The 23,464-nt window shown below is 42.2% G+C and carries 22 protein-coding genes; 7 read left to right on the top strand and 15 right to left on the bottom strand.

Annotated elements, in window-relative coordinates:
• Positions 1-85: 85 nt before the first annotated feature.
• The 9 genes from B1K52_RS06100 to B1K52_RS06060 all read right to left on the bottom strand — a co-directional run bounded on the left by B1K52_RS06100 (position 86) and on the right by B1K52_RS06060 (position 8,484).
• Positions 86-451: a DUF3899 domain-containing protein gene (locus tag B1K52_RS06100; RefSeq protein ID WP_077306376.1), complete on the bottom strand. Its 366-nt coding sequence runs from the start codon at positions 449-451 to the stop codon at positions 86-88.
• 78 nt (positions 452-529) lie between these two features.
• Positions 530-2,134 (bottom strand): peptide ABC transporter substrate-binding protein, encoded by a 1,605-nt coding sequence (locus B1K52_RS06095; RefSeq protein ID WP_077306374.1) that lies wholly within the window; start codon positions 2,132-2,134, stop codon positions 530-532.
• A gap of 21 nt (positions 2,135-2,155) precedes the next feature.
• On the bottom strand, positions 2,156-3,112 hold the full coding sequence (locus tag B1K52_RS06090; protein ID WP_077306372.1) for an ABC transporter ATP-binding protein: 957 nt from the start codon (positions 3,110-3,112) through the stop codon (positions 2,156-2,158).
• Complete coding sequence (locus B1K52_RS06085; RefSeq protein ID WP_179106481.1) at positions 3,109-4,128, bottom strand: ABC transporter ATP-binding protein; 1,020 nt, start codon at positions 4,126-4,128, stop codon at positions 3,109-3,111. Before B1K52_RS06085 ends, B1K52_RS06090 begins: the two co-directional genes overlap by 4 nt.
• 8 nt (positions 4,129-4,136) lie before the next feature.
• On the bottom strand, positions 4,137-5,087 hold the full coding sequence (locus tag B1K52_RS06080) for an ABC transporter permease (RefSeq protein WP_077306368.1): 951 nt from the start codon (positions 5,085-5,087) through the stop codon (positions 4,137-4,139).
• Between the two features lies 1 nt (position 5,088).
• A complete protein-coding gene (locus B1K52_RS06075; RefSeq protein ID WP_077306366.1) occupies positions 5,089-6,015 on the bottom strand; it encodes an ABC transporter permease in 927 nt (308 codons plus the stop codon).
• 37 nt (positions 6,016-6,052) lie between these two features.
• A complete protein-coding gene (locus B1K52_RS06070) occupies positions 6,053-6,901 on the bottom strand; it encodes a M55 family metallopeptidase (protein WP_077306364.1) in 849 nt (282 codons plus the stop codon).
• A gap of 60 nt (positions 6,902-6,961) precedes the next feature.
• Positions 6,962-8,020: a M42 family metallopeptidase gene (locus B1K52_RS06065; RefSeq protein ID WP_077306362.1), complete on the bottom strand. Its 1,059-nt coding sequence runs from the start codon at positions 8,018-8,020 to the stop codon at positions 6,962-6,964.
• A gap of 17 nt (positions 8,021-8,037) precedes the next feature.
• On the bottom strand, positions 8,038-8,484 hold the full coding sequence (locus tag B1K52_RS06060) for an Lrp/AsnC family transcriptional regulator (RefSeq protein ID WP_077306360.1): 447 nt from the start codon (positions 8,482-8,484) through the stop codon (positions 8,038-8,040).
• 188 nt (positions 8,485-8,672) lie between these two features.
• Here B1K52_RS06060 and B1K52_RS06055 point away from each other — a divergent pair, with 188 nt between their 5' ends.
• The 3 genes from B1K52_RS06055 (at position 8,673) to B1K52_RS06045 (ending at position 12,520) form a co-directional block, all read left to right on the top strand.
• Complete coding sequence (locus B1K52_RS06055) at positions 8,673-9,803, top strand: amidohydrolase (protein ID WP_077306358.1); 1,131 nt, start codon at positions 8,673-8,675, stop codon at positions 9,801-9,803.
• Between the two features lie 119 nt (positions 9,804-9,922).
• Positions 9,923-11,908 (top strand): S9 family peptidase, encoded by a 1,986-nt coding sequence (locus tag B1K52_RS06050; protein ID WP_077306356.1) that lies wholly within the window; start codon positions 9,923-9,925, stop codon positions 11,906-11,908.
• A gap of 15 nt (positions 11,909-11,923) precedes the next feature.
• Entirely contained in the window at positions 11,924-12,520 is a 597-nt protein-coding gene (locus B1K52_RS06045; RefSeq protein ID WP_256855850.1) for a pyroglutamyl-peptidase I, read from the top strand.
• A gap of 145 nt (positions 12,521-12,665) precedes the next feature.
• On the opposite strand, the gene B1K52_RS06040 is transcribed toward B1K52_RS06045, so the two are convergent.
• The gene (locus B1K52_RS06040; protein ID WP_077306352.1) at positions 12,666-13,292 is read right to left on the bottom strand and encodes an NDxxF motif lipoprotein; all 627 of its coding nucleotides are present in this window, start codon (positions 13,290-13,292) and stop codon (positions 12,666-12,668) included.
• Between the two features lie 254 nt (positions 13,293-13,546).
• Here B1K52_RS06040 and B1K52_RS06035 point away from each other — a divergent pair, with 254 nt between their 5' ends.
• The 3 genes from B1K52_RS06035 (at position 13,547) to B1K52_RS06025 (ending at position 16,753) form a co-directional block, all read left to right on the top strand.
• The gene (locus tag B1K52_RS06035; protein ID WP_077306350.1) at positions 13,547-14,251 is read left to right on the top strand and encodes a DUF421 domain-containing protein; all 705 of its coding nucleotides are present in this window, start codon (positions 13,547-13,549) and stop codon (positions 14,249-14,251) included.
• 254 nt (positions 14,252-14,505) lie between these two features.
• Entirely contained in the window at positions 14,506-15,072 is a 567-nt protein-coding gene (locus B1K52_RS06030) for a permease (protein WP_077306348.1), read from the top strand.
• Positions 15,073-15,307: 235 nt separating this feature from the next.
• On the top strand, positions 15,308-16,753 hold the full coding sequence (locus tag B1K52_RS06025) for a DEAD/DEAH box helicase (protein WP_077306346.1): 1,446 nt from the start codon (positions 15,308-15,310) through the stop codon (positions 16,751-16,753).
• Between the two features lie 83 nt (positions 16,754-16,836).
• On the opposite strand, the gene B1K52_RS06020 is transcribed toward B1K52_RS06025, so the two are convergent.
• From B1K52_RS06020 to B1K52_RS06000, 5 genes are all read right to left on the bottom strand, one after another.
• Positions 16,837-17,853, bottom strand: a complete 1,017-nt coding sequence (locus B1K52_RS06020; RefSeq protein WP_077306344.1) for an oxidoreductase — start codon at positions 17,851-17,853, stop codon at positions 16,837-16,839.
• Positions 17,854-17,956: 103 nt separating this feature from the next.
• Entirely contained in the window at positions 17,957-18,868 is a 912-nt protein-coding gene (locus B1K52_RS06015; protein ID WP_077306343.1) for a PTS system mannose/fructose/sorbose family transporter subunit IID, read from the bottom strand.
• 20 nt (positions 18,869-18,888) lie between these two features.
• Entirely contained in the window at positions 18,889-19,698 is an 810-nt protein-coding gene (locus B1K52_RS06010) for a PTS mannose/fructose/sorbose transporter subunit IIC (protein ID WP_077306341.1), read from the bottom strand.
• A gap of 34 nt (positions 19,699-19,732) precedes the next feature.
• Positions 19,733-20,713, bottom strand: a complete 981-nt coding sequence (locus tag B1K52_RS06005) for a mannose/fructose/sorbose PTS transporter subunit IIA (protein ID WP_077306339.1) — start codon at positions 20,711-20,713, stop codon at positions 19,733-19,735.
• 455 nt (positions 20,714-21,168) lie between these two features.
• Positions 21,169-21,540 carry a DUF956 family protein gene (locus tag B1K52_RS06000; protein WP_077306337.1) on the bottom strand — a complete coding sequence of 124 codons (372 nt, stop codon included), beginning with the start codon at positions 21,538-21,540 and terminating at the stop codon, positions 21,169-21,171.
• Positions 21,541-21,895: 355 nt separating this feature from the next.
• Between B1K52_RS06000 and B1K52_RS05995 the strand changes: the two genes are divergently transcribed.
• Positions 21,896-23,350 (top strand): SulP family inorganic anion transporter, encoded by a 1,455-nt coding sequence (locus B1K52_RS05995; RefSeq protein ID WP_077306335.1) that lies wholly within the window; start codon positions 21,896-21,898, stop codon positions 23,348-23,350.
• Positions 23,351-23,464 lie beyond the last annotated feature (114 nt).

The raw sequence follows: 23,464 nt of genomic DNA, 5'->3' as shown, positions 1-23,464 counted from the left end.
AATAATATCTTTTAGCTTGAAATTATGAAATGGAACTAAGATTTACGCAGCCAAAAGAGACCTTCCCGCACCGCAGAAAGGTCTCTCACATCACTATACTAACCACAGAAATAAGAATAGAGCCTGCACCAACGATGAACGTACTTTGCATAATAAAAGCTGCCAGATTCGTCTTAAAGGAGTGAATCGTATAATCATTCTTTATTTGCTTATCTGCTCTCTCCATAGCTCGTGATTTGCGAATCATTCGTTCTCCGATTATCCTGAAACCTTCTGTGACTGGAGTAAGGAAGCCTGTTTTGAAGATGATTGCGATGCTTGCAATGAGTAATAGGAAAAGACCAATTAAAAATGCGGTATTGGAGAGACCTGCTTTTGTAAAGGGAACAGCTAATGTTGCCACGTACCAGCCAAGGATCGTGAGGAAGAACAAAGATACTTTCCATTTCATGTGATTTGCAAGCTCCTTTCTTATGTAACGGAAAGCGGGACCTGCAAGAGATCCCGCTTTCCTTTCATTAGATTTTTCTTATTCAGAAACTTTTTCTGCCCATTTCAGGTACGGATAACGGTTAACTGGGTAGACAATGTTTTCGAAGTTCTGAGCTGTTAAGTAGTTGTTTGTATAATGGTAGATTGGGTTGAACGGCAGCTCTTCCATTAATACAGCTTCTGCTTGATGCAATAGTTCGTAACGTTTTTCTGGGTCTTGTTCTACTTTGGCATCGGCCATCAGCTGATCGTATTCTTCATTCACCCAGTTGGTGCGGTTATTCGGGCTATCGCCTAGATAGTAATCAAGGATTACCACTGGATCTACCAGCACGCCGATCCAGCCCATACGAGCCATTTGGAAGTTACCTTGTTTTGTTGTATCCAGGTACGTTTTCCACTCTTGGTTTTCCAATTTCACGTCCACACCAAGGTTCTCTTTATACATAGCTTGCACCGCTTCGGCAATTTTCTTGTGGTTTTCAGACGTATTATAAAGCAGTGTTACTTCTGGAAGCTCGGTCCAGCCTTCTTCTTTCATACCTTCTTCTAGCAGTTTCTTCGCTTCTGCGGCATCATCTTCAAAGTATGCACCGCCAGCTTCACGGAAGTCACCTTCTGGCGTTTCTACACCTTCTGGTACAAATGCACGTGCTGGCGTTTCGCCTGCTTTGGTGACGTTTGTTGTTAATGTCTCACGATCTACCGCTAGATTAAATGCTTTTCTAACTTTCGCATTGGTGAATGGTTCTTTATCGACATTAAACATATACATGTACGTACCAAAGTATGGCACTTCACTATATTCTTCAGAATCCTTTTCTTGATCAATCACATCAGATGGCAATGTCTGAATAAGATCCAACTCATCTGTCTTAAACATTTGATAGTACGTTGTGGCATCGTTCACCATCTTGTATGTTACTTTATCAAGGTTTACGACATCATGATCCCAGTAGTTCTCACTCTTCTCAATAACTACTTCACTATCATGCTCCCATTTTGTAAGTTTGAATGGGCCGTTACTTACATACGTATCTGCTTCTGCAGACCAATTTTTATTCTCTTCGACAACATCTTGTTTCACCGGATAAAATGACCACATTGTTAATAGCTCATCAAAGTATCCAAGTGGCGCTTCCAATTCCACGACAAGCGTCTTATCGTCTTCTGCCGTTACGCCAACGTCTTCTACGGAACCTTCCCCTTTGTTGTAAGCTTCTCCGCCTTTAAGATAGTACAAGTAGAAGGCAAAGGAGCTACCGGTATCCGGATTCAGCGTACGTTTCCACGCATATTCAAAGTCACCAGCTGTTACATTTGATCCGTCTGACCACTTGGCATCATCACGAATGGTAAAGGTATATGTCTTCCCATCTTCGGAAACATCCGCATTACTCGCTGCTCCTAGCACTGGATTTCCATTTTCATCTTTTGTATAAAGTCCTTCAAACACGTGATCTAAAACCCAACCTGATGTTGTATCGGTAGCTAATGCTGGATCAAGATCCGGCGGCTCACTCATGGCATTTACGGTAATTTCCTGCGCTACATCTCCGCTTCCTGACGTTCCTCCACTACAACCTGCGACAAATACAGCGACAGCTACCAGCAATACTAGACTTTTTAGCCACTTTTTCATCATAATGCCCCCTTCAGATTTTTAACTATTGTAAAGATGACAAGCTGTCCAGTGATTGTCTTTCACTTCTCTCCACTCAGGTACCGATTGCGCACAAACATCCATTGCAAATGGACAGCGTGTACGGAATCGGCAGCCACTTGGCGGGTCAACTGGACTTGGCGGATCACCTTCTAACACAAGTCTTTCACGTTTCTGTGCTTCCGGATTAGTAACTGGGATGGCTGATAATAACGCTTTTGTATACGGATGGAGCGGGTCATGAAACAGTTCATCGCTGTCGGCAAGTTCCATCATCTTCCCTAAGTACATCACACCAATTCGGTCACTAATGTGCTTAACCATGCCTAAATCATGCGCAATAAATAAGTACGTAAGATCTTCTTGTTCCTTCAAGTCTTCTAATAGATTAATAACCTGTGCTTGGATTGATACATCCAGTGCGGATATCGGTTCATCAGCTACAATAAACTTCGGTTCAACCGCCAGAGCGCGAGCGATGCCGATTCGCTGCCGCTGCCCGCCACTGAACTCATGCGGGTAGCGTTTAGCATGCCCTGGCTGCAGCCCAACTCTTTCTAACAGTTCATAGACGCGTTCCTGGCGACTATTGCCTTTCGCTAGCTTATGCGCATCAATCCCTTCCGCAATAATATCGCCAACGCGCATCCGTGGATTGAGCGAAGCATGCGGGTCTTGGAAAATGACTTGAATCTCTCGGTTAATCTGTTTCTTTTGCTTTTTATTTAATTCACTTAGATCCAGACCGTTGTAGACAATCTTGCCAGACGTTGGATCTTCTAAGCCTACAATCGTCTTGCCTAACGTCGATTTTCCGCTGCCGCTTTCTCCTACTAGACCAAACGTTTCGCCGCGCTTGATTTCAATCGAGATATCATCAACCGATTTCACGGTTAATTCTTTGCCGATTGGATAGTATTTTTTCATTTGATCGATTTGAATGATTGTTTCCGTCATAGCTGCTCCCTCCCGGCTGCTAATTCTTGCAGAGCTGGAGTTCTCGAATCGTTCAGCCAGCATTTCGCCTCGTGCCCTTGCTCGATGGAAAACGCAGGAGGCATTTCTTCGACACAAACGTCCATCGCATATTTACAGCGCGGTGCAAAAGGACAACCTTTCGGTGGAGAAAACAAATCGGGTGGTGCGCCGTCAATTGGCACTAATCGCTTCTTATCTGCTGCATGGATATCTGGAATCGACTCTAGCAGTCCCCATGTATAAGGATGCTTTGGATTGTTGAATAGTTCATTTACTGGTGCCGATTCGACAATCATGCCGCCATACATAACCGCAACTCTTTCTGCTGTCTCGGCTACAACGCCAAGGTCATGGGTAATTAATATAATGGAAGTATCTAGTTCATCTCGGAGGTTCTTCATCAAGTCCAACACTTGGGCTTGGATGGTAACATCTAATGCTGTCGTAGGTTCATCAGCTAATAGAACTTGTGGATGACAAGCAAGTGCAATGGCAATCATAATTCGCTGCCGCATCCCCCCGCTGAATTCATGCGGGTACTGATTATATCGTTCAGCAGGATTGGAAATACCGACAAGGCGAATCATTTCAATCGCGCGTTCCTTCGCTTCTTGCCCTTTTATGTCTTGGTGTGCTGTAATGCTTTCCGTAATCTGTTTGCCGACCTTCATGGTAGGATTCAATGAAGTCATTGGATCTTGAAAGACCATACTAATCTTTGAACCTTTTACTTTTTGCATCTCTCGTTTGGACAGCTTTAACAGGTCCTGTCCTTCTAGGAGTACTTCTCCGTTCTTTATTTTGCCTGGCGGAGTTGGGATGAGGCCCATGATGGACTGCACAGTAACACTTTTTCCGCTGCCGCTCTCTCCAACTATCGCTAAGATTTCTCCTTTATCCACATGGAAGGAAACATCCCGAACGGCTTGCACTTCTCCTCCATATGTTTTAAAACGAACTTCCAGGTTGTTCACTTCTAGTAAGTGTTCCAACATCCCACCTCCTATTTATTTGCTTTCGGATCCAGTGCATCTTGCAGGCCATCACCGAATGCATTAAAGGCAAACATGGTGAGGGCAATCATAAAGCCTGGGAAAAAGAGACGCCACCACTGCCCGCTTAAGATAACACCTAAGGAATCGTTCGCCATCGTTCCCCAGCTGGCAAACGGTGCTTGCACCCCTAAGCCGAGAAAGCTGAGAAATGATTCAGCAAAGATTGCTTGCGGTATGGTAAAGGTCAAATTGACGATAATGATGCCAGCTGTATTAGGAATCAAATGCCGCCAAATGATCTTCCCGTGGGAAGTCCCCATTTTTTGTGCAGCCAATACATATTCCTGTGATTTCAGCTGCAAGATCTGGCCGCGAATGATTCTGGCCATTCCTACCCAGCCAGTGACAGATAAGGCGATAATAATTGAGGTTACACCTGGCTCCATAATTACCATCAGCAGAATAACGATTAATAGATACGGAATACCGTATAGAATTTCAACGATACGCATTAAAATGCCATCAATTCGATCACCAAACTTACTGCGGCCAGCCATATAACCAGAGATACCGCCAACTGTAACCCCGATGATAATATCAATCGCTGCGGCAACGAGACCTATCGTTAGCGATACTCTAGCTCCGTACCACGTTCTGGACCAAACATCTCTGCCTAAATCATCGGAACCGAACCAATGCTCGCTGTTCGGAGCAACGTTTGTGTTACCCAGTTCTTGTTTAGCAGGATCGAACGGTACCATATGAGGACCAGCTATAGCAAAGAAGGCAATGACGACTAACAAGGTAAATCCAAGTACAGCCATCTTATTTTTAACAACGGTAAGAATGGTTTCTTTCCACACGCTCATACTCGGGCGCTGGATCGGATCATGGCCCCTGTTTTCTAGTGATAAGGGGCGAAAAAGGGAATCATCAACTTCAACGCGTCTTTCTTCCATCTTACTCCCCTCCACTCGTTAGTTTTATTCTTGGGTCAATGTAACGGTAAGAAATATCAATGATGAATAACGTCAACACGAGCAAGGTACTGAAAAAGATGGTAGTACCCATAATGACCGGATAATCGCGGTTAAAAATACTGTCTACAAAATAACGGCCGATACCTGGAATAGCGAATATCTTTTCGATAACGAAGGTTCCGGTAATTAACGATACAAAGAGTGGTCCAATAAAAGAAATGACCGGTAATATAGCATTTCGAATGCCATGTCTGATGACTAGCTTTGATTTTGACAGCCCTTTAGCATCTGCTGTCTTGATGTAGTTTTGATTTGTTACTTCGAGCATGCTAGATCGCATAAACCGCGCAATAACAGCTAGCGGTGTTGCAGCTAATGCGAGTGTTGGCAGAATGGAATGCTGCCAAGTTCCCCACGAGGCGACCGGTAACATCCCCCACTCAACGGCAAAGTACTTGATTAACAGCGGAGCCAGGATAAAGCTAGGGACAGAGATACCGATAATGGCGATAAACATAGATACATAATCCAGTGCTTTGTTTTGATTCAACGCTGCGACAATCCCGAGCAGCAGTCCGAAAATCAATGCGACGACCATTGCCTGCAACCCGAGCAGCGCAGAAGCTGGCGCACCATCGGCAATAATCGAATTAACCGATCTTGTTTCGGATTGAATGGAGTATCCTAAATCAAATGTCACTAAGTCCTTCATATATAAGACGTATTGCACAGCAATTGGCTCATCTAAGTTATACTTCGCTCGCATATTTTGGAGCACTTCTTCTGGCAGCACATCGGCATCCGAAGCAAACGGATCGCCAGGGATAAACTTCATAATCAAAAATGTCAGACTCGCTATGACCCATATCGTAAGCAGCATGGTAAGTAATCGTTTTACAATATACATGCAGATTCACCTCCGCTATTTTTCTAGCTGCACCGCTCTAGGCATTCACGCTGCCAAGTACACCATTTGTAGCTGTCATGGCAATGATTACACAGCCCCACATATGTTTGTAGGCGGTAACCATATCGTCACACGTGAATCGAATGCTTCTTGGACCAGTTAAGGTTACTGTAGGCAGCGTTGTTGTCATCATTGCCTGCTGCGGCCCCTTTAACTCGATGTCGAACGTAACAGGACCTTCTGTTCGTAACGGTTTAAAGGATTTTGTATCCTTCACTGCTTCCTCCGCCTTTTCACGAATTTCTTTTTGAGCAATTTCTGGATGAATCAACTCGGCCGCGAACCGATCTACAGCACGCTTGGTGACAGCCGCTTTTACGTCTGGTAATGTTTCTTGTACTTCTTTTACGTAAGCATCATCACCACTAATGAAAATGGCCGGGACATGAAAGCTGCCCGCAACAAGCGTGTTCATTTCTGTTTCTCCAACGACTTTGCCATTGATTTTCATTTCGTTTACACAAATACCTGCTAACGTGTGACTAATGACTGTGCGTTCTGATCCTGCTTCACGTCCATGATGGCCCACGAACATAATAGCGTCGAACGTATCATCTAATCCTTCTAGCTGACACATGACGCGGTTATTACCAGACACAAGTCTTGCACGAGCATCTAACTCTTCTACTAGTATGTTGGACATATTGCCATGCCCATCCGCTACGACCAGCTCTGTGGCTCCGCCGTTAAAGGCTCCCTCGATAGCAGCATTTACATCTGCTGTCATGAGCTTTCTGAATCGCTGATACTCGGAATTTGTTTTTAACTGCTGGTTGGTTGCTACTCCTGAAATACCTTCCATATCTGCTGAAATAAATATCTTCATCGCCATCACCCCTGATTGATAATTATAAATTTTCACACTAATTAGCTTAAAAAATTTTATCTAAAACGGAAAACGTGAATCTGGCGTCACACTCTTTACGAATGCTTTTACTAACTCCTTCGTTGCGAGAAGATCCCCTACATCTACAAGCTCAATCGCTGAATGTGTATAACGGGACGGAATGGATAACACACCTGTCGGGATGCCTTTGTTTGCATAAGTAACTGCCCCGCCGTCGGTGCCAATCCCGGTAAACACTTCAAGCTGATATGGAATTTGGTAGTGTTTCGCTAGCGTGATAAGCTGCTGTTTCATTGTCTTGGGAACAATTAAACTTGCATCCATAACCTTGATCCCTGTCCCTTTGCCTAAGTGGAGGGTTTGGTCCATTGTTTGCTCGAGTGTGTCACTTACTGCTGTTGTATCAATGGCAATCGCTGCATCGGCCTCGATATGTTCGGACGCTGTTTTCGCCCCTCTTAACCCGACCTCTTCTTGGACCGTGAATAAACAAATGAGCTCGCCAGCGAAATCATTCCCTACCTCTTCCAACACTTGCAAGATAACGGCACAACCTGCCCGGTCATCCAATGACTTCGCACGTACTTTCGGTTCGTCTGCTGTTCCAAGGGTTTGGAGATCGGTCCCCCACGTAATTGGTGTCCCTACCTCGATGCCCATGTCAATTACTTCTTCATGTGAGCTTGCGCCAACGTCTATGTATAACTGGCTGTGCTTTCTCACTTTTTGCGCATCATCAAACTTCGCAAAATGTGCAGAAAGTGTTCCTATCATTCCATTGATATGCCCTTTTTCTCCTAATAGTTTTACCGTCTGTGCGACTAGGTTTCGATCATCATTGCCGCCAAGCTTTTCAAATCGCAGAAATCCGTTTGCCTCAATCTTCTTGACGATAAAGCCCACTTCGTCCATGTGGGCTGTTAACAGAATAGCAGGTCCTGCTTTCGCTCCTTTTTTCTTGGCGATAACATTACCAATCGGATCTATCTCAACTTGGTCTGCTTTATCCTTCAAATAGTCTCTAAGAAAATAACTCACTTCTTGCTCATAACCACTTGGACCGTGCAGGCTAGTTAATGTCTTTAGTAAATCAATCAAGTTAAGCAAGCTCCTTTCTATAGATATTCGAACGTATTCTTATAATTTTCTAATTGAATAATCGTATTAATGGCTGTAATTCCTTCAATACGATCCAGGTTAAGCACACAGTCTCTTATATCCTCTTGGCTTCTTACGTTAATTTGAATAAGCAGCGGATATTCTCCTGATGTCATCGTAATATAGCGAACTTCTTTCAAGGTGCTAAGTTCTTCCTTCACTTTGGCCATCATCCGTTGTTCTGTCTTTATTTGAATAATTGCTCCAGCTTTTAAACCAAGCGCAATTGGATTCACGACACCGACAACTTCGATAATTTTATTCTGAACCAGATTTTTGTACCGAAGTCTGATTGTTTTCTCTGTCACATCTAATGCATTTGCTATTTCAGAAAATGGCAAGCGCCCATCCTTTGATAACATTCGGATTATACCGCGGTCTAACTCATCAATTTGATACTCCACTGAACTTCCTACTTTCGGACTTATTTACAATTAAATTACCCTTTTAGATACATACTGTCAGATAAATTAACATTTACATTCCCAAATTATTGATTTACTATCGTTATAAGGAATCAGGTATAGAGGGTATTATACAAGTTAAATTTTCAGAAATCAATGATAATTCGGATTTTAATGGAGGTTATACGATGAAAGCCATCACGAATGTATCTGGTGTAGACGGAACTGGCAAGAACTTACGTAATACAACGATTTTAATAAAGGATGGAAAATTCACTTCAATAGGAGAAGCATCCAGCATTCCCAATGGCTATGAAGTAATCGATGCGATGGGAAAATATTTTACTCCGGGACTAATCGATGTGCACACCCACTTAGGCGTACATGAAGAAGGCATCGGTAAAGAAGGTCATGATTTCAATGAAACGAGTGCAGCTGCTACACCGCAAGTACGGGCAATTGACGGAATTAACCCTAAAGATCAGGGTTTTGCGGATGCCAGGCGAGCAGGTGTCACCACCGTACAAGTGATGCCAGGAAGTGCGAATGTAATTGGCGGTGAGATGTGTGTATTGAAGACCACGGGCACAATTGTAGATGAGATGGTCATTCGAAATCCTTCTGGCTTAAAAGCGGCAACAGGTGAAAATCCAAAACGATTCCATGGCGATAAAGGAAGAATGCCAACAACAAGAATGGGAGTAGCCGCCATTCTTCGTGAAAAATTAATAGCAGCCCAAACTTATATGGAAGAGCGCAAAACCGGAAAAACGGCGAGAAACCTTGGATTAGAACATATTGTGAAAGTATTAAATAAAGAAATCCCCCTTCGTGTTCATGCCCATCGCGCCGATGACATCGTCACTGTCTTACGCTTAAAAAGAGAGTTTGATATTGATCTAACCATTGAGCATTGTACAGAAGGCCACCAAATCGCACCATTTATCGCCAAACACGATATCTCTGTCTCCGTGGGACCGACAATGACACCACGTTCGAAAATTGAACTTGCTGATAAAGGCTGGAACACCCTACTAGCTCTAGCAGATGCATCTGTTCCATTCTCTATCACGACAGATCATCCCGTTATTGCCATTGAGCATTTGATGACGAGTGCAATTCTAGCTGTTAAATACGGTCTGCCAGAAGAAGAAGCATTAAAAGCTATTACACTGCATGCTGCGAAACATCTAGGCGTAGACGATCGAGTTGGTTCCGTAGAAGTTGGCAAGGACGCAGATTTTGTTCTCTGGGATGGCAATCCGTTTGATCTAAGAAACAAAGTCGTACAAACCTATATCAACGGTGAATTAGTATAAATCATACATGCCCTGTCTCCTGATCTGCCATACGATTGTTGTGTGGCAGTAAATCAGGAGACTTGTTCTATAACAAGATAACAAGATAAATATTCAGATAGTAATGGAGGTAGCATACGATGACAAACAATGGGGTTTCAGCAGATGATTTGTTTGAATTTTCATTCTTATCCGATCCACAGCTCTCACCAGATGGCAGCTGGGTTGTTTTTATAAAGCGCGTTATAAATGGAGAGAAAAAATATCAATCAAATGTATTTGTCTTACATGTAGATTCGAAGGAAGTCACCCGGTTTACCCAAGGAAATTTCTCCGACACGCAGCCTAGATGGTCAGCTAACGGGAAAGACATATTCTTCACCTCCAATCGCTCTGGAAGGCAGCAAATTTGGCGTATTGCATTTAGTGGCGGTGAAGCAACGCAAGTCACTTCGTTCAAGAGAGGTGCCTCACAGCCAGTTTGTTCTCCCGATGGCAAACAGCTCATTGTCACAGTGCCGCTCACGAAATCAGATAACTTAGAAGAGAAGGAAACAAAGCAGGAAGCGACAGAAGACAAAATACAACCTTATATCACAACAAAACTGCATTACAAGTCCGACATGAGCGGTTTTTCCGATGAAACATTCCAGCATATCGCCTTAATCGATTTAGAAACTGGCACAGAGACCCTGTTAACAGATGGAGCGTATGATCATCATTATCCGGTCTTCTCACCAGACGGAACACATGTGGCTTATACTGCCAACCGTTCCGAAGATCCGGAACAAACATTCTTCTCGGATATTTATCAGCTGAATCTAGCAACGAAAGATACAGAGAAGCTGACGACTAGCGACAAAAGATTTCGTGCGCCTCAGTATTCTCCTGATGGGACAAAGCTCTCGTTATTAGGAGATGATCTAGCTTTTGCAGGCTCCACCCTTACTAGAGTTTGGTCGCTCGATCTTGCAACCAGGAATTTAACTTGCTTGACGAGTGAGTGGGATGCGGAGTGCAGTGATATGGCAATTAATGATATGGGTACAGGTGCAGGAGATATGGGAGCCATTTGGCACAAGGCAAATGATGCGCTGTACTTCTTAGCTAGTGAACAAGGCGCAACGAACTTATATCGAGTGACACTCGAAAAACAAATCACGAAAGTACTTGGTGGGAAAAGACAAGTTTATGCATTTAGTACAAACAAGGATCAAGCGCAATTTGTGTATGCCGTTAGCCAGTCTGATATTCCAGGTGACCTATTCGTCTCCACTTTCTCAGGGGATGAAGAACAGCGTTTAACAGCAGCCAACGAGCACTTGCTGCAGACGAAAGCTCTGGCTATTCCAGAAGATTTCATTTTTAAGGCAAATGACGGAACTGACTTGCAAGGATGGATCATCAAGCCAGTCGGATTGAAAGAAGGCGAATCTTATCCACTTGTGTTGGAGATTCATGGCGGACCGCACGCCATGTACAGCTACGCGTTCATGCACGAGTTTCAGGTCCTCGCTAGTAAAGGATATGGTGTCCTGTTTATGAACCCACGAGGAAGTCATGGCTACGGACAACAGTATGTCGATGCCGTGCGCGGAAACTATGGGGGTGTAGACTATGATGATGTGATGACTGCTCTTGATTATGCGCTAGACACATACGATTGGATCGACCCAATGCGTTTAGGTGTTACGGGCGGAAGCTATGGCGGATTTATGACGAATTGGATTATCGGCCATACGAACAAATTTAAAGCTGCTGTTACGCAACGCTCTATTAGTAACTGGATTAGCTTCTATGGTGTTAGTGATATTGGCTACTTCTTTACCGAATGGGAGCATAAGACGACCATCATGGAGGACCCCGATGAGCTATGGAGAATCTCGCCGCTTCGTTACGTCAAGCATGTCCAAACACCACTGCTGATCTTGCATAGTGAAAACGACTATCGCTGTCCAATTGAACAAGGCGAGCAACTATATGTAGCCTTAAAACAGCAAAAAAAACCAACACGTTTTGTCCGTTTCCCCAATTCCAATCATGAGCTGTCTCGAAGCGGAGATCCGAGCCTGCGAATCGTTCGACTGAGCGAGATAACAAATTGGTTTGATCAGTACTTACAATAAAGAGAGGTAATGGATTTGAAGATTTTACTCACTGGATTTGAAGCTTTTCTGGGAATGGCCTCCAATCCAACAGAAGTGATTGTCCGTCAGCTAGACGGTGTCACAATAGATGGAAAACAAATAATCGGAAAGGTGCTTCCGGTGAATTTCACAACATCCGCAGGCATCCTTTTAGAACATATAAAAGCTTATCAGCCAGCAGCTGTTATATCTTTAGGATTAGCTGCCGGCAGAAATAGAATCACACCAGAACGCGTAGCGATAAACTGTATGGACGGCGAAGCAGATAATAGCGGCAATCAGTACAACGGTCAAAAAATAATAGAAGGTGCACCTGATGCCTATTTTTCAACGCTACCTATTAAAGAGATGGTCTCAAGACTGCACGCGCATAACCTGCCTGCGACTATCTCTAACACGGCCGGCACTTATTTATGTAACCAAATTATGTACACCGCAAGGCATCATATAGAAACGAACAAGCTGGATATCGTCTCCGGATTCGTGCACATACCAGCACATCATGAGCTAGCAATGACTAATCCCAAGCTGCCATCATGGTCGATAACGGACTTGGAAGAAGCGGTTCGAGTTATAATTGAAGGAATATGATAAAAGATGAAAGTGCAGGAATTGTCCCTGTACTTTCATCTTGGTTTTTAATAGTATTTTAAGTTTAGTCCTTCCGAGTTTGGTACAGTACTGTTCTGTCTGAGCAGCTGCTTAAAGAATAGCCGTGCGTAAATGGGGATTCCTATTATTCACCTTTTCCTTTATCTGCTCTTCCAAAAGCAATCGTATCAATACCTTCCCTATCCAGAAAGTCCTCTATTTTTTTCTGTTCGCTTCCATTCACAACATCCGTTGCATCCTTTATTGATCCGATATCTACTTTTGGCATTTTTCCTTCGCTTAGATCATCTGTAAAAGTACTGATTGCTTCATCCAATCCATACATCATCTCATTTGAGACTGTAATATACTGGCTAATTCGTTTAGACTCCTCTTGATAATCTTCAGGCAGCGTATTATTTACGATATAGCTAGAGAAATTCTTATCATTTTCTTCTGTGAGCTTTCTAATTTCATCAAATTCCTCTAATTCATCACGCTTTAATTCCTCTCCTCCATCAATAACATCTAAAAATGGATAACTGGCATTCATTAATGCTTCATTGCTATCCAGATATGTTGTTATGCTCAATTTCATCTCTTCTTCTTCAATGATACGTGCTTGTTTCTCAGAGCTAAAAACAGTACTAGGAATCGTAACGTCCTGCGTGGAAATAACTTCTTCTTCTGTCGTGTCTATCGTTTCTTCCTGGGCTTGGGAACAAGCACTTAATGTAAATAGAACAAAGATACAGCACAATAGCCTTTTCATACTCTTTTCTCCCCCCTAACAATTGGAGTATTTAAGTTTAAGCATAACCTTTCCCTTTCCAATAACTACAACAGAGCTTCCCATTAATATAACGAACTTTTAAGTAAGAAGTTTCAAGGTTCAAAAACTTTTTTCTAATATATGTAAATAGACCCCGTCCACTTATTGGCTCTCCCTTCCATTGGATATGCATGGCTTACCGGGAAATAATAAACACACCAAACGATTTCCTAAGAAAAAAGGATGTGTCTTATTTGGATTTCTTCCACAGCCAAGAAACACTCACTACGATGCAATGGATACTTCGAGCAGTTGTATCATTTATCTTCTTATTAATTGTCGCGAAGGTGCTGGGGCAGCGGTCTATATCACAGCTGAGACTTCTGGATTTTGTTATTGCTTTAGTTGTTGGGAATATTATCGCTCACCCTTTATCAGATGAAGACTTGGGCTTGAAAGGTTCTCTCATAACAACGATTGTATTGGTGCTTTTATATCTTGGGGGGATTTTCCTTATTTTAAGGTGGCCTTGGTTCCGGAATTTAATAAACCATAAGCCGATTCCAATTGTCAGAGATGGCAAGATTCTTTTTGAAGGCTTGCGGCACGCCAGAATATCGATTGATGTACTGTTGGAAGAATTACGCAAAGGGAAAGTTGAGGACGTTACAAAAGTGGCGTTAGCACTTTGGGAAGCGGAAGGAAGGGTGTCGTTCTTTCTGGATCCAAAATATGAAGCTCTTACCCCAGAGAACATGCAGATTCAAACACAGCCCTTTCATATGCCGCAAACAATCATAAAAGATGGGAAAATCCTTCAAAAGGAGCTGCATGAAACTGCTAAGGATGAAGAATGGGTTTTGTCGAAATTAAGCAGTAATTATCAGACTGATGTTAAAAATGTACTGTTTGCGACAATTGATAAGAATGAGAAGCTTACTGCCTTTTTATATCGTTGATTTTCAAATTAAAACGTAAGCCCGCACTAAATGACAGTGCGGGCTTTCCGTATGTAAAAAATCTCACCTATATAAGATACTTTTTTCTATATTGTTCTTGATTTTACATATGTAGTTCTAATATAAAGTTAATATATTTTTCTGGCCTATAAATTCATATTTCTTTAAGTAAGCAATAAGATTAGGAGGTTACAATGAAAGCTAACCATTTAATATATCTATGTAAAAACTAAATTCTCTAGGGGGGTATTAGGATGTTTGCTGGTCATTTTGGAGTAGCCGCTGCAGTAAAAAGTAAAACCCCGCAAATTCCGCTTTGGTCATTATTGGTCAGCACGCAATTACTTGATCTTGTCTTCTTTGCATTAAGTACCACTGGACTCGAGACGATGGAGCCATTAGGTGATGGTGGTTATACCCAGGTGATGATATATGCCTTCTATACCCATTCTTTACTAGGAGCATTGGTGCTATCCATCTTAGCAGCAGGTCTTGCTGCATTCTTTTGGGGAAAGATAGCAGGCCTTGTTATTGGAGCTGTTGCGTTTAGCCATTGGATTCTAGACTTGATTGTTCATCGTCCAGATTTACCTATTCTTCCTGGCAATGCAGGAGAATTTCCGCTTCTAGGATTAGGTCTATGGAATTCCTTTCCTGCAAGCTTCCTTCTTGAATTCTTATTAATAACGATTGGTGCATTTTTATATTTCCGATACGCACTCCGCTCGTCGGGTCCTAAACGCAGAGCAAGAGCTATTACATCGGGATGTATTATGGCTGTCTTCTTACTGCTTTGTTTAGGGTTTGATGTTCTCGCATGATTTTCTCATAGCAAGTGTTAATTAAAGATAATCCACATTACTTTATTGTTCCTGACTCTAGCTGCTTTATAGCACTAACCAAAGCGGAGGCAGACATCTTCTATGTATAATTTAAGAGAAAGCCGTTTTGCCCACTACTTTTCAAGTATAATAAACCTAATTCAGTTAATGCATATATTATTTCTCAGTGAGAATTCTATTCATATAACGAAAAAACAATAAACGGGGCTAAAAAATGAGTAATGTAAGTTTTGCGGATTATCAGGTAAGCGAAGAAATTAAAAGAGCACTCGATGTGTTGCGATACGAAACGCCAACAGAAGTGCAAAGCAAAGTAATTCCATTAGCAATGGAAAAGCAAGATCTTGTGGTAAAAGCACAGACAGGCAGCGGCAAGACGGCTTCTTTTGGTATTCCTGTGAACGATATGATCGTATGGGAAGAGAAAAAACCACAGGCCTTGATTCTTACGCCAACGCGGGAGCTAGCAGTGCAAGTTCAGGAAGATATCAAAAATATCGGCAGATTCAAACGGATTAAAGCTGTTTCTGTTTATGGAAAAGAGCCGTTTAAGAAACAAAAAGATGAATTAAAGCAGCAAACGCATGTCGTCGTTGGTACGCCTGGACGTGTGATGGACCATATCGATCGCGAAACACTTGATTTGGACCAAATAAAATATCTTGTTATCGATGAAGCAGATGAAATGCTTAACAGAGGTTTTATTGATGAAGTGGAAGCAATCATTCAATCGTTGCCTGCTGACCGTGTGACAATGGTCTTTTCTGCTACCTTGCCAAAGGATGTTGAAAACCTTTGCCACAAATATATGAAAGACCCTGCTCACGTCGAAATCGAGTCTACCGGAGTAACAGCCGATACGATTGAACACTCTTTAATAGAAGTGAAAGACGAAGGCAAAATCTCCCTCCTAAAAGATGTTACGGTTGTAGAAAATCCAGACAGCTGCATGATTTTCTGCCGCACGAAAGAAAATGTAGATACGGTGTATAGCGAACTAGATGAAGCTGGCTATCCTGTTGAACGGCTCCATGGCGGACTAGAACAAGATGAGCGATTTGCTGTTATGGAAGGTTTCAAAATGGGCAAATTCCGCTATTTAGTGGCTACCGATGTAGCTGCCAGAGGTATTGATATTGATAACGTGAACCTCGTTATCAACTATGACGTTCCAATGGAAAAAGAAAGCTACGTGCACCGTACGGGAAGAACTGGCCGTGCCGGAAATAAAGGACTAGCTATTACATTCTCGACACCTTATGAAGGAAAGTTCCTTAAAGCAATTGAAAGATACATCGGCTTTGACATACCTGCTGAAGAAGCTCCGAGCCAAGCCGAAGTAGCTGGTGCTAAAGCTGCTTTCGAGGAAAAAATAAGCAGCAAGCGCATTGTAAAAAATAATAAAACAGCCCGTATCAATCAAGATATTATCAAGCTCCATTTCAACGGCGGTAAAAAGAAGAAAATTCGTGCGGTTGATTTTGTTGGAACGATTGCGAAAATTCCCGGCGTTACAGCTGAAGATATTGGCATTATCAATATTCAGGATACGATGTCCTATGTTGATATCCTAAACGGAAAAGGCTCGATCGTTTTACAGGCAATGGAGAACACGACGATTAAAGGGAAGAAATTAAGAGTGAGCAAGGCAATTAAATAGTAAGCACAAGAATCCCCCTCATTAAAATGAGGAGGATTCTTTCTTTATCAAAATGCAACTTGTCGCTGACAGGATTATTACCTTTACTTCAAGTCCCTAACCCCTGTCTCCAACATCTCCATCTGCAAAACAGTCTGTTCATCCGTAATGGTCTTCTCTCTTCCATTTATAATCGCTTCATATAAATCATCATATACACGCCCATAATCACCATCGACCGATTTTACGGTTTCTTCATGAACGGTACCTTCTTCGTCCACATAAGTCAGCACACCGTAATGCTGTAATGTATCGATACCGAAATCTTTATTATCCGGCATATGGAATAACTTCAGGTGCTCTTCTTGACGATCTTTTGTTTCTTTCACAAAGCTTCCCTTTTTACCATAAACAACAAAGCTTGGTCTTTCTTTCACCCTGAAGTAACTGGATTTTACCGATACTTTCAGCGTGCCGTAATACAAATCCAGATCAAAGTAATCATTCATTCGGCCTTGCCCTAATAATTGCCTCACGTCATAGTGAATGTGATCCGGCTTGCCGAAATAGCTGATAACTTGATCCAAGGTATGGCAGCCGTGGCCATACAAATAGGATTCTGCCGGGTCAAAAGATTGCGCAGACTCTGGCACTTCGGGGCGATAATAGTCATAATGCATCTCTACTTCCAGCAAGTCCCCTAGCCTTCCTTCTTCGATGACTTTTTGAACAGTTAAGAAGTCGCTGTCAAAACGCCTGTTTTGATATGCCTGCACCAATAATCCTTTTTCTTTTGCCAATGCAAATATCTCTTTTGCTTGCTCGGACGTCTCCATAAAAGGCTTTTCAACTAAACAGTGCTTGTTATGCGCTAGCACTTGTTTTGCGTAGTCGTAATGGCTGTCATGTTTTGTGCAGATAACAATAAGCTGAATATCGGGATCCTGCAGTAATTCATCTAACTCGGATGTGTAACGTACTCCTGCAATTTTGCTCCAGCTATCACGTTCTGGACTTCTCCGGTAAATTGTTTTCACCTTTATATTGTCTCGTTGCAAGACGAACGGCAGATGATATCTGTTCGTGCTTTTTCCATTTCCTATGTAACCGATAGTTAGCATCTAGCAGCCTCCTAAAATTTATTTATATGTAAATTTTTCTATTTAAAAGAAAAGTACCTTCTGAGGTTGATAAGTTCATCATACCAGAAGGTACTTCTTTATTTTACATTAAGCCAATAACGTGGAAAACGATACCAACTGCGAACAATCCAAGAATCATTACAATTGGCGAAACTTTCTTTCTAAGCAGCCACATCGCAAGAAGTGTGATCAGCAATCCAGCTAACCCAGGAATTAAGCTGTCTAAGTTGTCTTGTAAAGTCGTTACATTCGTATCGCTTAATGACCTGCCGGCGGCTTGCTGTTCTAATGCTGTGCGCACTCCTTCTGAACCAGCAGGCAAGTTATCCCAATCAATATAAGCGCCTTCATCAAGCTCTACCTCGGATACAGTTGGTGCAAAGGCGACCGATACCCATCGGTTAACTAATGCACCGAGGATGAACATCCCGAGTATCGAGGCGCCCTTGGTTATATCTCGGAGCACGCCGCCAGATAAATCTTCCGTAATCTTCGAACCAGCTTTGTAACCGAGTTCTTGCGTATACCATGTGAAGCCCATACGAGATAAGTTCCATAATACAAAGTAAAGAATTGGTCCAAGTATGTTACCTGTTAAAGCAAGTGATGCTGCTAATGCACCAAGGATTGGTTTTAACGTAAACCAGAATACTGGATCCCCGATACCTGCTAACGGTCCCATCATCCCGACTTTCACGCCTTGTATTGCTTTGTCATCAACAGGCGCTCCGTTCGCACGTTCTTCTTCAAGTGCTAACGTTACCCCAATAATAGGTGACGCTACATATGGATGTGTATTAAAGAATTCTAAGTGCCGTTTTAGGGCAGCAGCACGATCTTCTTTTGACTTATATAATCTTTTAATTGCAGGAATCATGGAAAATGCCCAGCCGCCGTTTTGCATCCGTTCATAGTTCCAAGAACCTTGAATGAAAGTGGAACGCCACCAAATAGCTACGCGATCTTTTTTTGTTAATTTCAATTCTTGTGCCATTTTTTGTCCTCCTCCTCTGATTAATAGTTATCGATAATATCGCCTAATGGATCTCCTGTGTTTCCATTTCCGCCGTTACCGCCTGAACCACCTTGTTTCGTAAGCGCTAGATAGATAAGTGCCAGTGCGACACCGATACCGCCAAGTCCCAAAAGTGTGATCGAAGGGATCGTTGCTAATACAAAACCAATTGCAAAGAATGGCCATACTTCTTTTGTCGCCATCATGTTGATAACCATTGCATAACCAACAGCTACAACCATTCCGCCCCCTACTGCCAGACCATCTGTCAGCCAGCTTGGCATCGCCGTAAGCAAATCTCTTACCGGAGCAGCACCAATTGCCACAATCAGTGCAGCTGGAATGGCAATACGCAAACCTTGCATGATAATCGCGATAATATGCCACATTTCAACTTTCTTGAAGTTTCCTTCTCTCGCTGCAGCATCCATTAAATGTACTATTCCTGTTGCAAGCGTACGTACGATGATTGTCAAAAGCAAACCTGCTACCGCAAGTGGAACTGCAATTGCGATTGCAGAAGTTACACCTGCTTCACCTTGTCCGCCTAATACTAAAATAATTGCAGATGCGACGGATGCTAACGCAGCATCCGGTGCTACAGCAGCTCCGATGTTTGCCCAGCCTAAAGCGATCAATTGCAGCGTACCACCTAATATTAGACAAGGTACTAATTCGCCTGTAACCAAGCCGATTAATGTACAAGCAATGATTGGCTGATGGAAGTGGAATTCATCCAAGATGCCTTCTACACCGGCTAAAAATGCCACGAGAACAACTAATATTATCTGAATCATAGTTAAATCCATGGTTATTCATCCTCCTTTTATCTGATGTTTAGATTTATCTCTGTTTGTTTAACTCTGCTTGCGCTCTTTTCAGAATGTCGTCCATATTGCCTTTCGAATCGCCCGGTACTTTACGTACATCGAACTTCAGGCCTTTTTCTTTTAGTTTAGCGAACGTATCAATATCACCTTGATCAAAAGCCAATACTTTATTTGGCTGCACTTTGCCAGGTGAATGAGACATCGAACCAACGTTGATTGTTTCCAATGGAACGCCGCCTTCCACCGCTCGAAGCACATCCTGCGGGTTTTCGAACAGAAGTAATGCACGCTGGCCGCCGAAGTGCTGATCATCTTTTGCAAGGTCGATCATTTTATGGATAGGCACAACATGCGCGTGTACACCGGATGGAGCCGCCTGTTGGATTAATTTCTTACGCAACTCATCCTGTGCCACTTCATCCGATACAACGATGATTCGTGTTGGCTGTGTCGTTTTGGTCCAAGCCGTTGCTACTTGCCCGTGAAGTAAACGTGTATCGATACGCGCTAACACGTATTTAAATGTCCCTGGGGCACCTGTTGTGTTTGATGGCCCGGCACTTGCGGCTGCAGGTGCAGGTGCTGATGCTGGTTCTAATTCCTCTGGTTTTACTTTCACCGCATCTTTCGCCGTCTCTAAAATATGCGCCGCAATCTCATGCGCTGTTTCCATAGAAAGTCGCGATGCAAAGGCTTCAATTAACATGGCTAAGTTCAAACCAGCAGCAATTGCCCATGTATCTTTGTGTGCTTCCAGTAAGCTGCTTGCTTGGTTGAACGGCGTCCCGCCCCAAAGATCGACTAGAAATAATACTTCATCTGGATTGTCGAAATCGGCAACTGCTTTTTCCATTTTTAGCTTCACATCTGCCGGTCCTTCGCTCGGCATCAATGTAACAGCTTTAACATTCTCTTGTTTTCCAAAGATCATCTCCCCAGATTGCAAGATGCCTTCGGCGAATTCACCGTGCGTGGCAATAATAATTCCTACCATCCTTTTACCTCCTATTAAGATAATTGGTAAATCTTCAATAAACATGGCCAGCTCCTAAAGCAATTTTTCAGCTCCTATAAACCGGTTACATTTCCGACAATAAAAAAGGCATGAGCAAAAAGTAGATTAAAAGAAGACAGAGGTATAGAAGGACCCTTATACTTCGAATTAACCGCTTTTCACTCATGCCTGATCGAATCAGTAACACGTAAAAATAATTGCGATAGCTATTAAATTTTATTTTGCAAGCGCTTTAATTATCGTTCAAAAAAATAAGCGCCTAATTACTTTATGAGCTTCCATGAGTATTTTATCACACTACTTTTTCCCTTACAAGTGGGAAATTGCTTAGCTGGCTCCTCCTCCGTAACAGTCTATCGTTTCACAACGCAGCATATGTCCTGCAAAAAAAGACAAATTCCTGCTTGTCTTCAATAAAAGGTTACTAGAAAAGGTTACTTGGCAGATTTACGTTTGAATCCACGCTTGAGTACGTCAACAAAGCCCAATGATTGGACCAGCCGATTCGGTTCCACATATTCACGAATCGCACGTAAAACCCCTTTTGGATCTTTAGAAGAGAATGAATAAGTCCCATTCTGCCTTGTCTGAATCGCATAACGCGGGATCCACTTTCCTTTAAACAAGACTGAAGCAACCACGTGATCAACTTCCTCCCAAGGAATTTGAATAAACTTGCGCGCATCACGATTATTGAAGAATTCAAACCCTTTATCTCCAATCATGATCTTCCCATAAGCCGAAATACCTGTATGTGAAGTTGCATCAATCACTAAATCGACTTTTGTGTTAATTGATTGAACCATGTGGTTTCCCCCATTTCTTTATTAATAATAATTATACACGGATTGCTGCTTTAAGCAAAAAACATTAGAATTTTCCCCTTCATATCTATCAATAGAGGAGCTTTATTCTGTATTTACCTACTTCACAACGTTCCTTAAGGCTATACTATTAAATATGTTACCAGTACATGCATGTAGTACTCAAGGACTCCCCATTCCCCAATATAGAGAAACCGTTAAATATCTTTTCTATAATTGACACAACGTTAAATAATCTCTTATAATATAATGCTTATAAGACGCGTTCCACATATTAAATAGCGATAAGTGAGGTTCATTTATATAACTTTATATTCTATTAAAAGGAGTTTTTCATTTGAAAGTTCAAACATGGAGACAATCTTGGTTTGGAAATAGTATAAAGACAGAAGTTCTAGCGGGTATTGTGATTGCGCTCGCCCTTATTCCTGAATCCATCGCATTCTCCGTTATCGCCGGAGTAGACCCGATGGTCGGCATGTATGGGTCATTTTGTATCGCAATCATGATTTCATTAGTAGGCGGTCGACCAGGAATGATATCTGCAGCTACGGGAGCGCAAGCTTTACTAATTGTTGGCTTAGTGGCAGATCACGGTCTGCAATACTTGCTAGCAGCAACAATTTTAGCTGGGATATTTCAAATTCTCTTTGGAGTCTTTAAGCTCTCTCGGTTTTTAAAGTTTATTTCCGGTTCCGTTGTGACGGGTTTTGTTAATGCTTTAGCTATCCTTTATTTTATATCCCAGATTGAGCACTTTGAAGGTGCGACATGGGTTATGTATGCCTTTGTGGCCTTAACACTCGCTATCATTTACATTTTCCCGCGAATCACAAAAGCAGTGCCATCACCACTAGTCGCTATCATTATTGTAACAGCCCTATCTATTTACCTGCATGCAGATGTGAATACTGTAGGAGATATGGGAAGTCTTTCTCAGACTTTACCAACGTTTCTATTCCCTCAAATTCCGTTGACAATGGAGACGTTCTTAATCATTCTTCCATATTCTCTTGCTATGATGATTGTTGGGTTACTTGAATCTTTATTAACAGCTACGATTCTTGATGAGACAACGAACACACAAAGTAATAAGAATATGGAAAGCCGCGGACAAGGAATAGCGAATATTGCTGCAGGCTTTTTCGGCGGACTACCAGGCTGTGCCATGATTGGACAATCAATTATTAATGTATCGTTAGGAGCACGCGGTCGCCTCTCCACACTTGTAGCCGGCGGATTTCTAATGGTGCTTATTCTTCTTCTCACAGATGTTGTTAACCAAATTCCGATGGCAGCAATTGTAGGTATCATGCTTATGGTTGCAATAAGTACGATGGATTGGAGATCAATCCGTACGCTGCATAAAGTATCAAAAGCAGATGCTTTCACGATGGTTATTACTGTTGCATTAGTTGTCTACACACATAACTTGGCAATAGGTGTTCTAGCAGGTGTTGTTTTGAGTGCATTGTTCTTCGTGATGAAAGTATCCAGTTTCTCTAAAATAAAGACGACTACTGAATTAAGCCAAAATGGAACAAAGAAAACCTATTTTGTTCGTGGTCAGCTATTCTTCGTCACCTCACCGGCTCTTATTGAAGAATTCGACTATGACGATACCGTGGAATCCGTTGATATTGATTTCAGCAATGCAATTTTATGGGACAATTCCGCTGTTGAAGGATTAAATAAGGTAAAAGAGAAATTCGAACAAAACAATATTTCTGTAACCATCACTGGATTAGACAGTACGAATTATTTTCATCAAGAAGAACTTGTTCGTTCATAATGAACACCATTAGAAACCATATTTCTCATTTGAGAGATGTGGTTTCTAATGCTTTTATAAGAGACTAAACCTTCATTCGAAAAGAAATAGATCCGTTACGAGCGAGAACTATTT

This window comes from Terribacillus halophilus (assembly GCF_900162685.1).
Taxonomy (GTDB): domain Bacteria; phylum Bacillota; class Bacilli; order Bacillales; family Amphibacillaceae; genus Terribacillus; species Terribacillus halophilus_A.
This window is presented reverse-complemented; position numbering and strand designations above follow the sequence as displayed.

Bases quoted from the DNA above. Each gene is read 5' to 3' on its own strand.
- B1K52_RS06080 (WP_077306368.1), bottom strand. From the start codon at position 5,087: ATGGAAGAAAGACGCGTTGAAGTTGATGATTCCCTTTTTCGCCCCTTA.
- B1K52_RS06075 (WP_077306366.1), bottom strand. From the start codon at position 6,015: ATGTATATTGTAAAACGATTACTTACCATGCTGCTTACGATATGGGTC.
- B1K52_RS06090 (WP_077306372.1), bottom strand. From the start codon at position 3,112: ATGACGGAAACAATCATTCAAATCGATCAAATGAAAAAATACTATCCA.
- B1K52_RS06040 (WP_077306352.1), bottom strand. From the start codon at position 13,292: ATGAAAAGGCTATTGTGCTGTATCTTTGTTCTATTTACATTAAGTGCT.
- B1K52_RS06000 (WP_077306337.1), bottom strand. From the start codon at position 21,540: ATGGTTCAATCAATTAACACAAAAGTCGATTTAGTGATTGATGCAACT.
- B1K52_RS06050 (WP_077306356.1), top strand. From the start codon at position 9,923: ATGACAAACAATGGGGTTTCAGCAGATGATTTGTTTGAATTTTCATTC.
- B1K52_RS06085 (WP_179106481.1), bottom strand. From the start codon at position 4,128: ATGTTGGAACACTTACTAGAAGTGAACAACCTGGAAGTTCGTTTTAAA.
- B1K52_RS06055 (WP_077306358.1), top strand. From the start codon at position 8,673: ATGAAAGCCATCACGAATGTATCTGGTGTAGACGGAACTGGCAAGAAC.
- B1K52_RS06070 (WP_077306364.1), bottom strand. From the start codon at position 6,901: ATGAAGATATTTATTTCAGCAGATATGGAAGGTATTTCAGGAGTAGCA.
- B1K52_RS06015 (WP_077306343.1), bottom strand. From the start codon at position 18,868: ATGGCACAAGAATTGAAATTAACAAAAAAAGATCGCGTAGCTATTTGG.
- B1K52_RS06095 (WP_077306374.1), bottom strand. From the start codon at position 2,134: ATGAAAAAGTGGCTAAAAAGTCTAGTATTGCTGGTAGCTGTCGCTGTA.
- B1K52_RS06005 (WP_077306339.1), bottom strand. From the start codon at position 20,713: ATGGTAGGAATTATTATTGCCACGCACGGTGAATTCGCCGAAGGCATC.
- B1K52_RS06020 (WP_077306344.1), bottom strand. From the start codon at position 17,853: ATGCTAACTATCGGTTACATAGGAAATGGAAAAAGCACGAACAGATAT.
- B1K52_RS06100 (WP_077306376.1), bottom strand. From the start codon at position 451: ATGAAATGGAAAGTATCTTTGTTCTTCCTCACGATCCTTGGCTGGTAC.
- B1K52_RS06030 (WP_077306348.1), top strand. From the start codon at position 14,506: ATGTTTGCTGGTCATTTTGGAGTAGCCGCTGCAGTAAAAAGTAAAACC.
- B1K52_RS06025 (WP_077306346.1), top strand. From the start codon at position 15,308: ATGAGTAATGTAAGTTTTGCGGATTATCAGGTAAGCGAAGAAATTAAA.
- B1K52_RS06010 (WP_077306341.1), bottom strand. From the start codon at position 19,698: ATGGATTTAACTATGATTCAGATAATATTAGTTGTTCTCGTGGCATTT.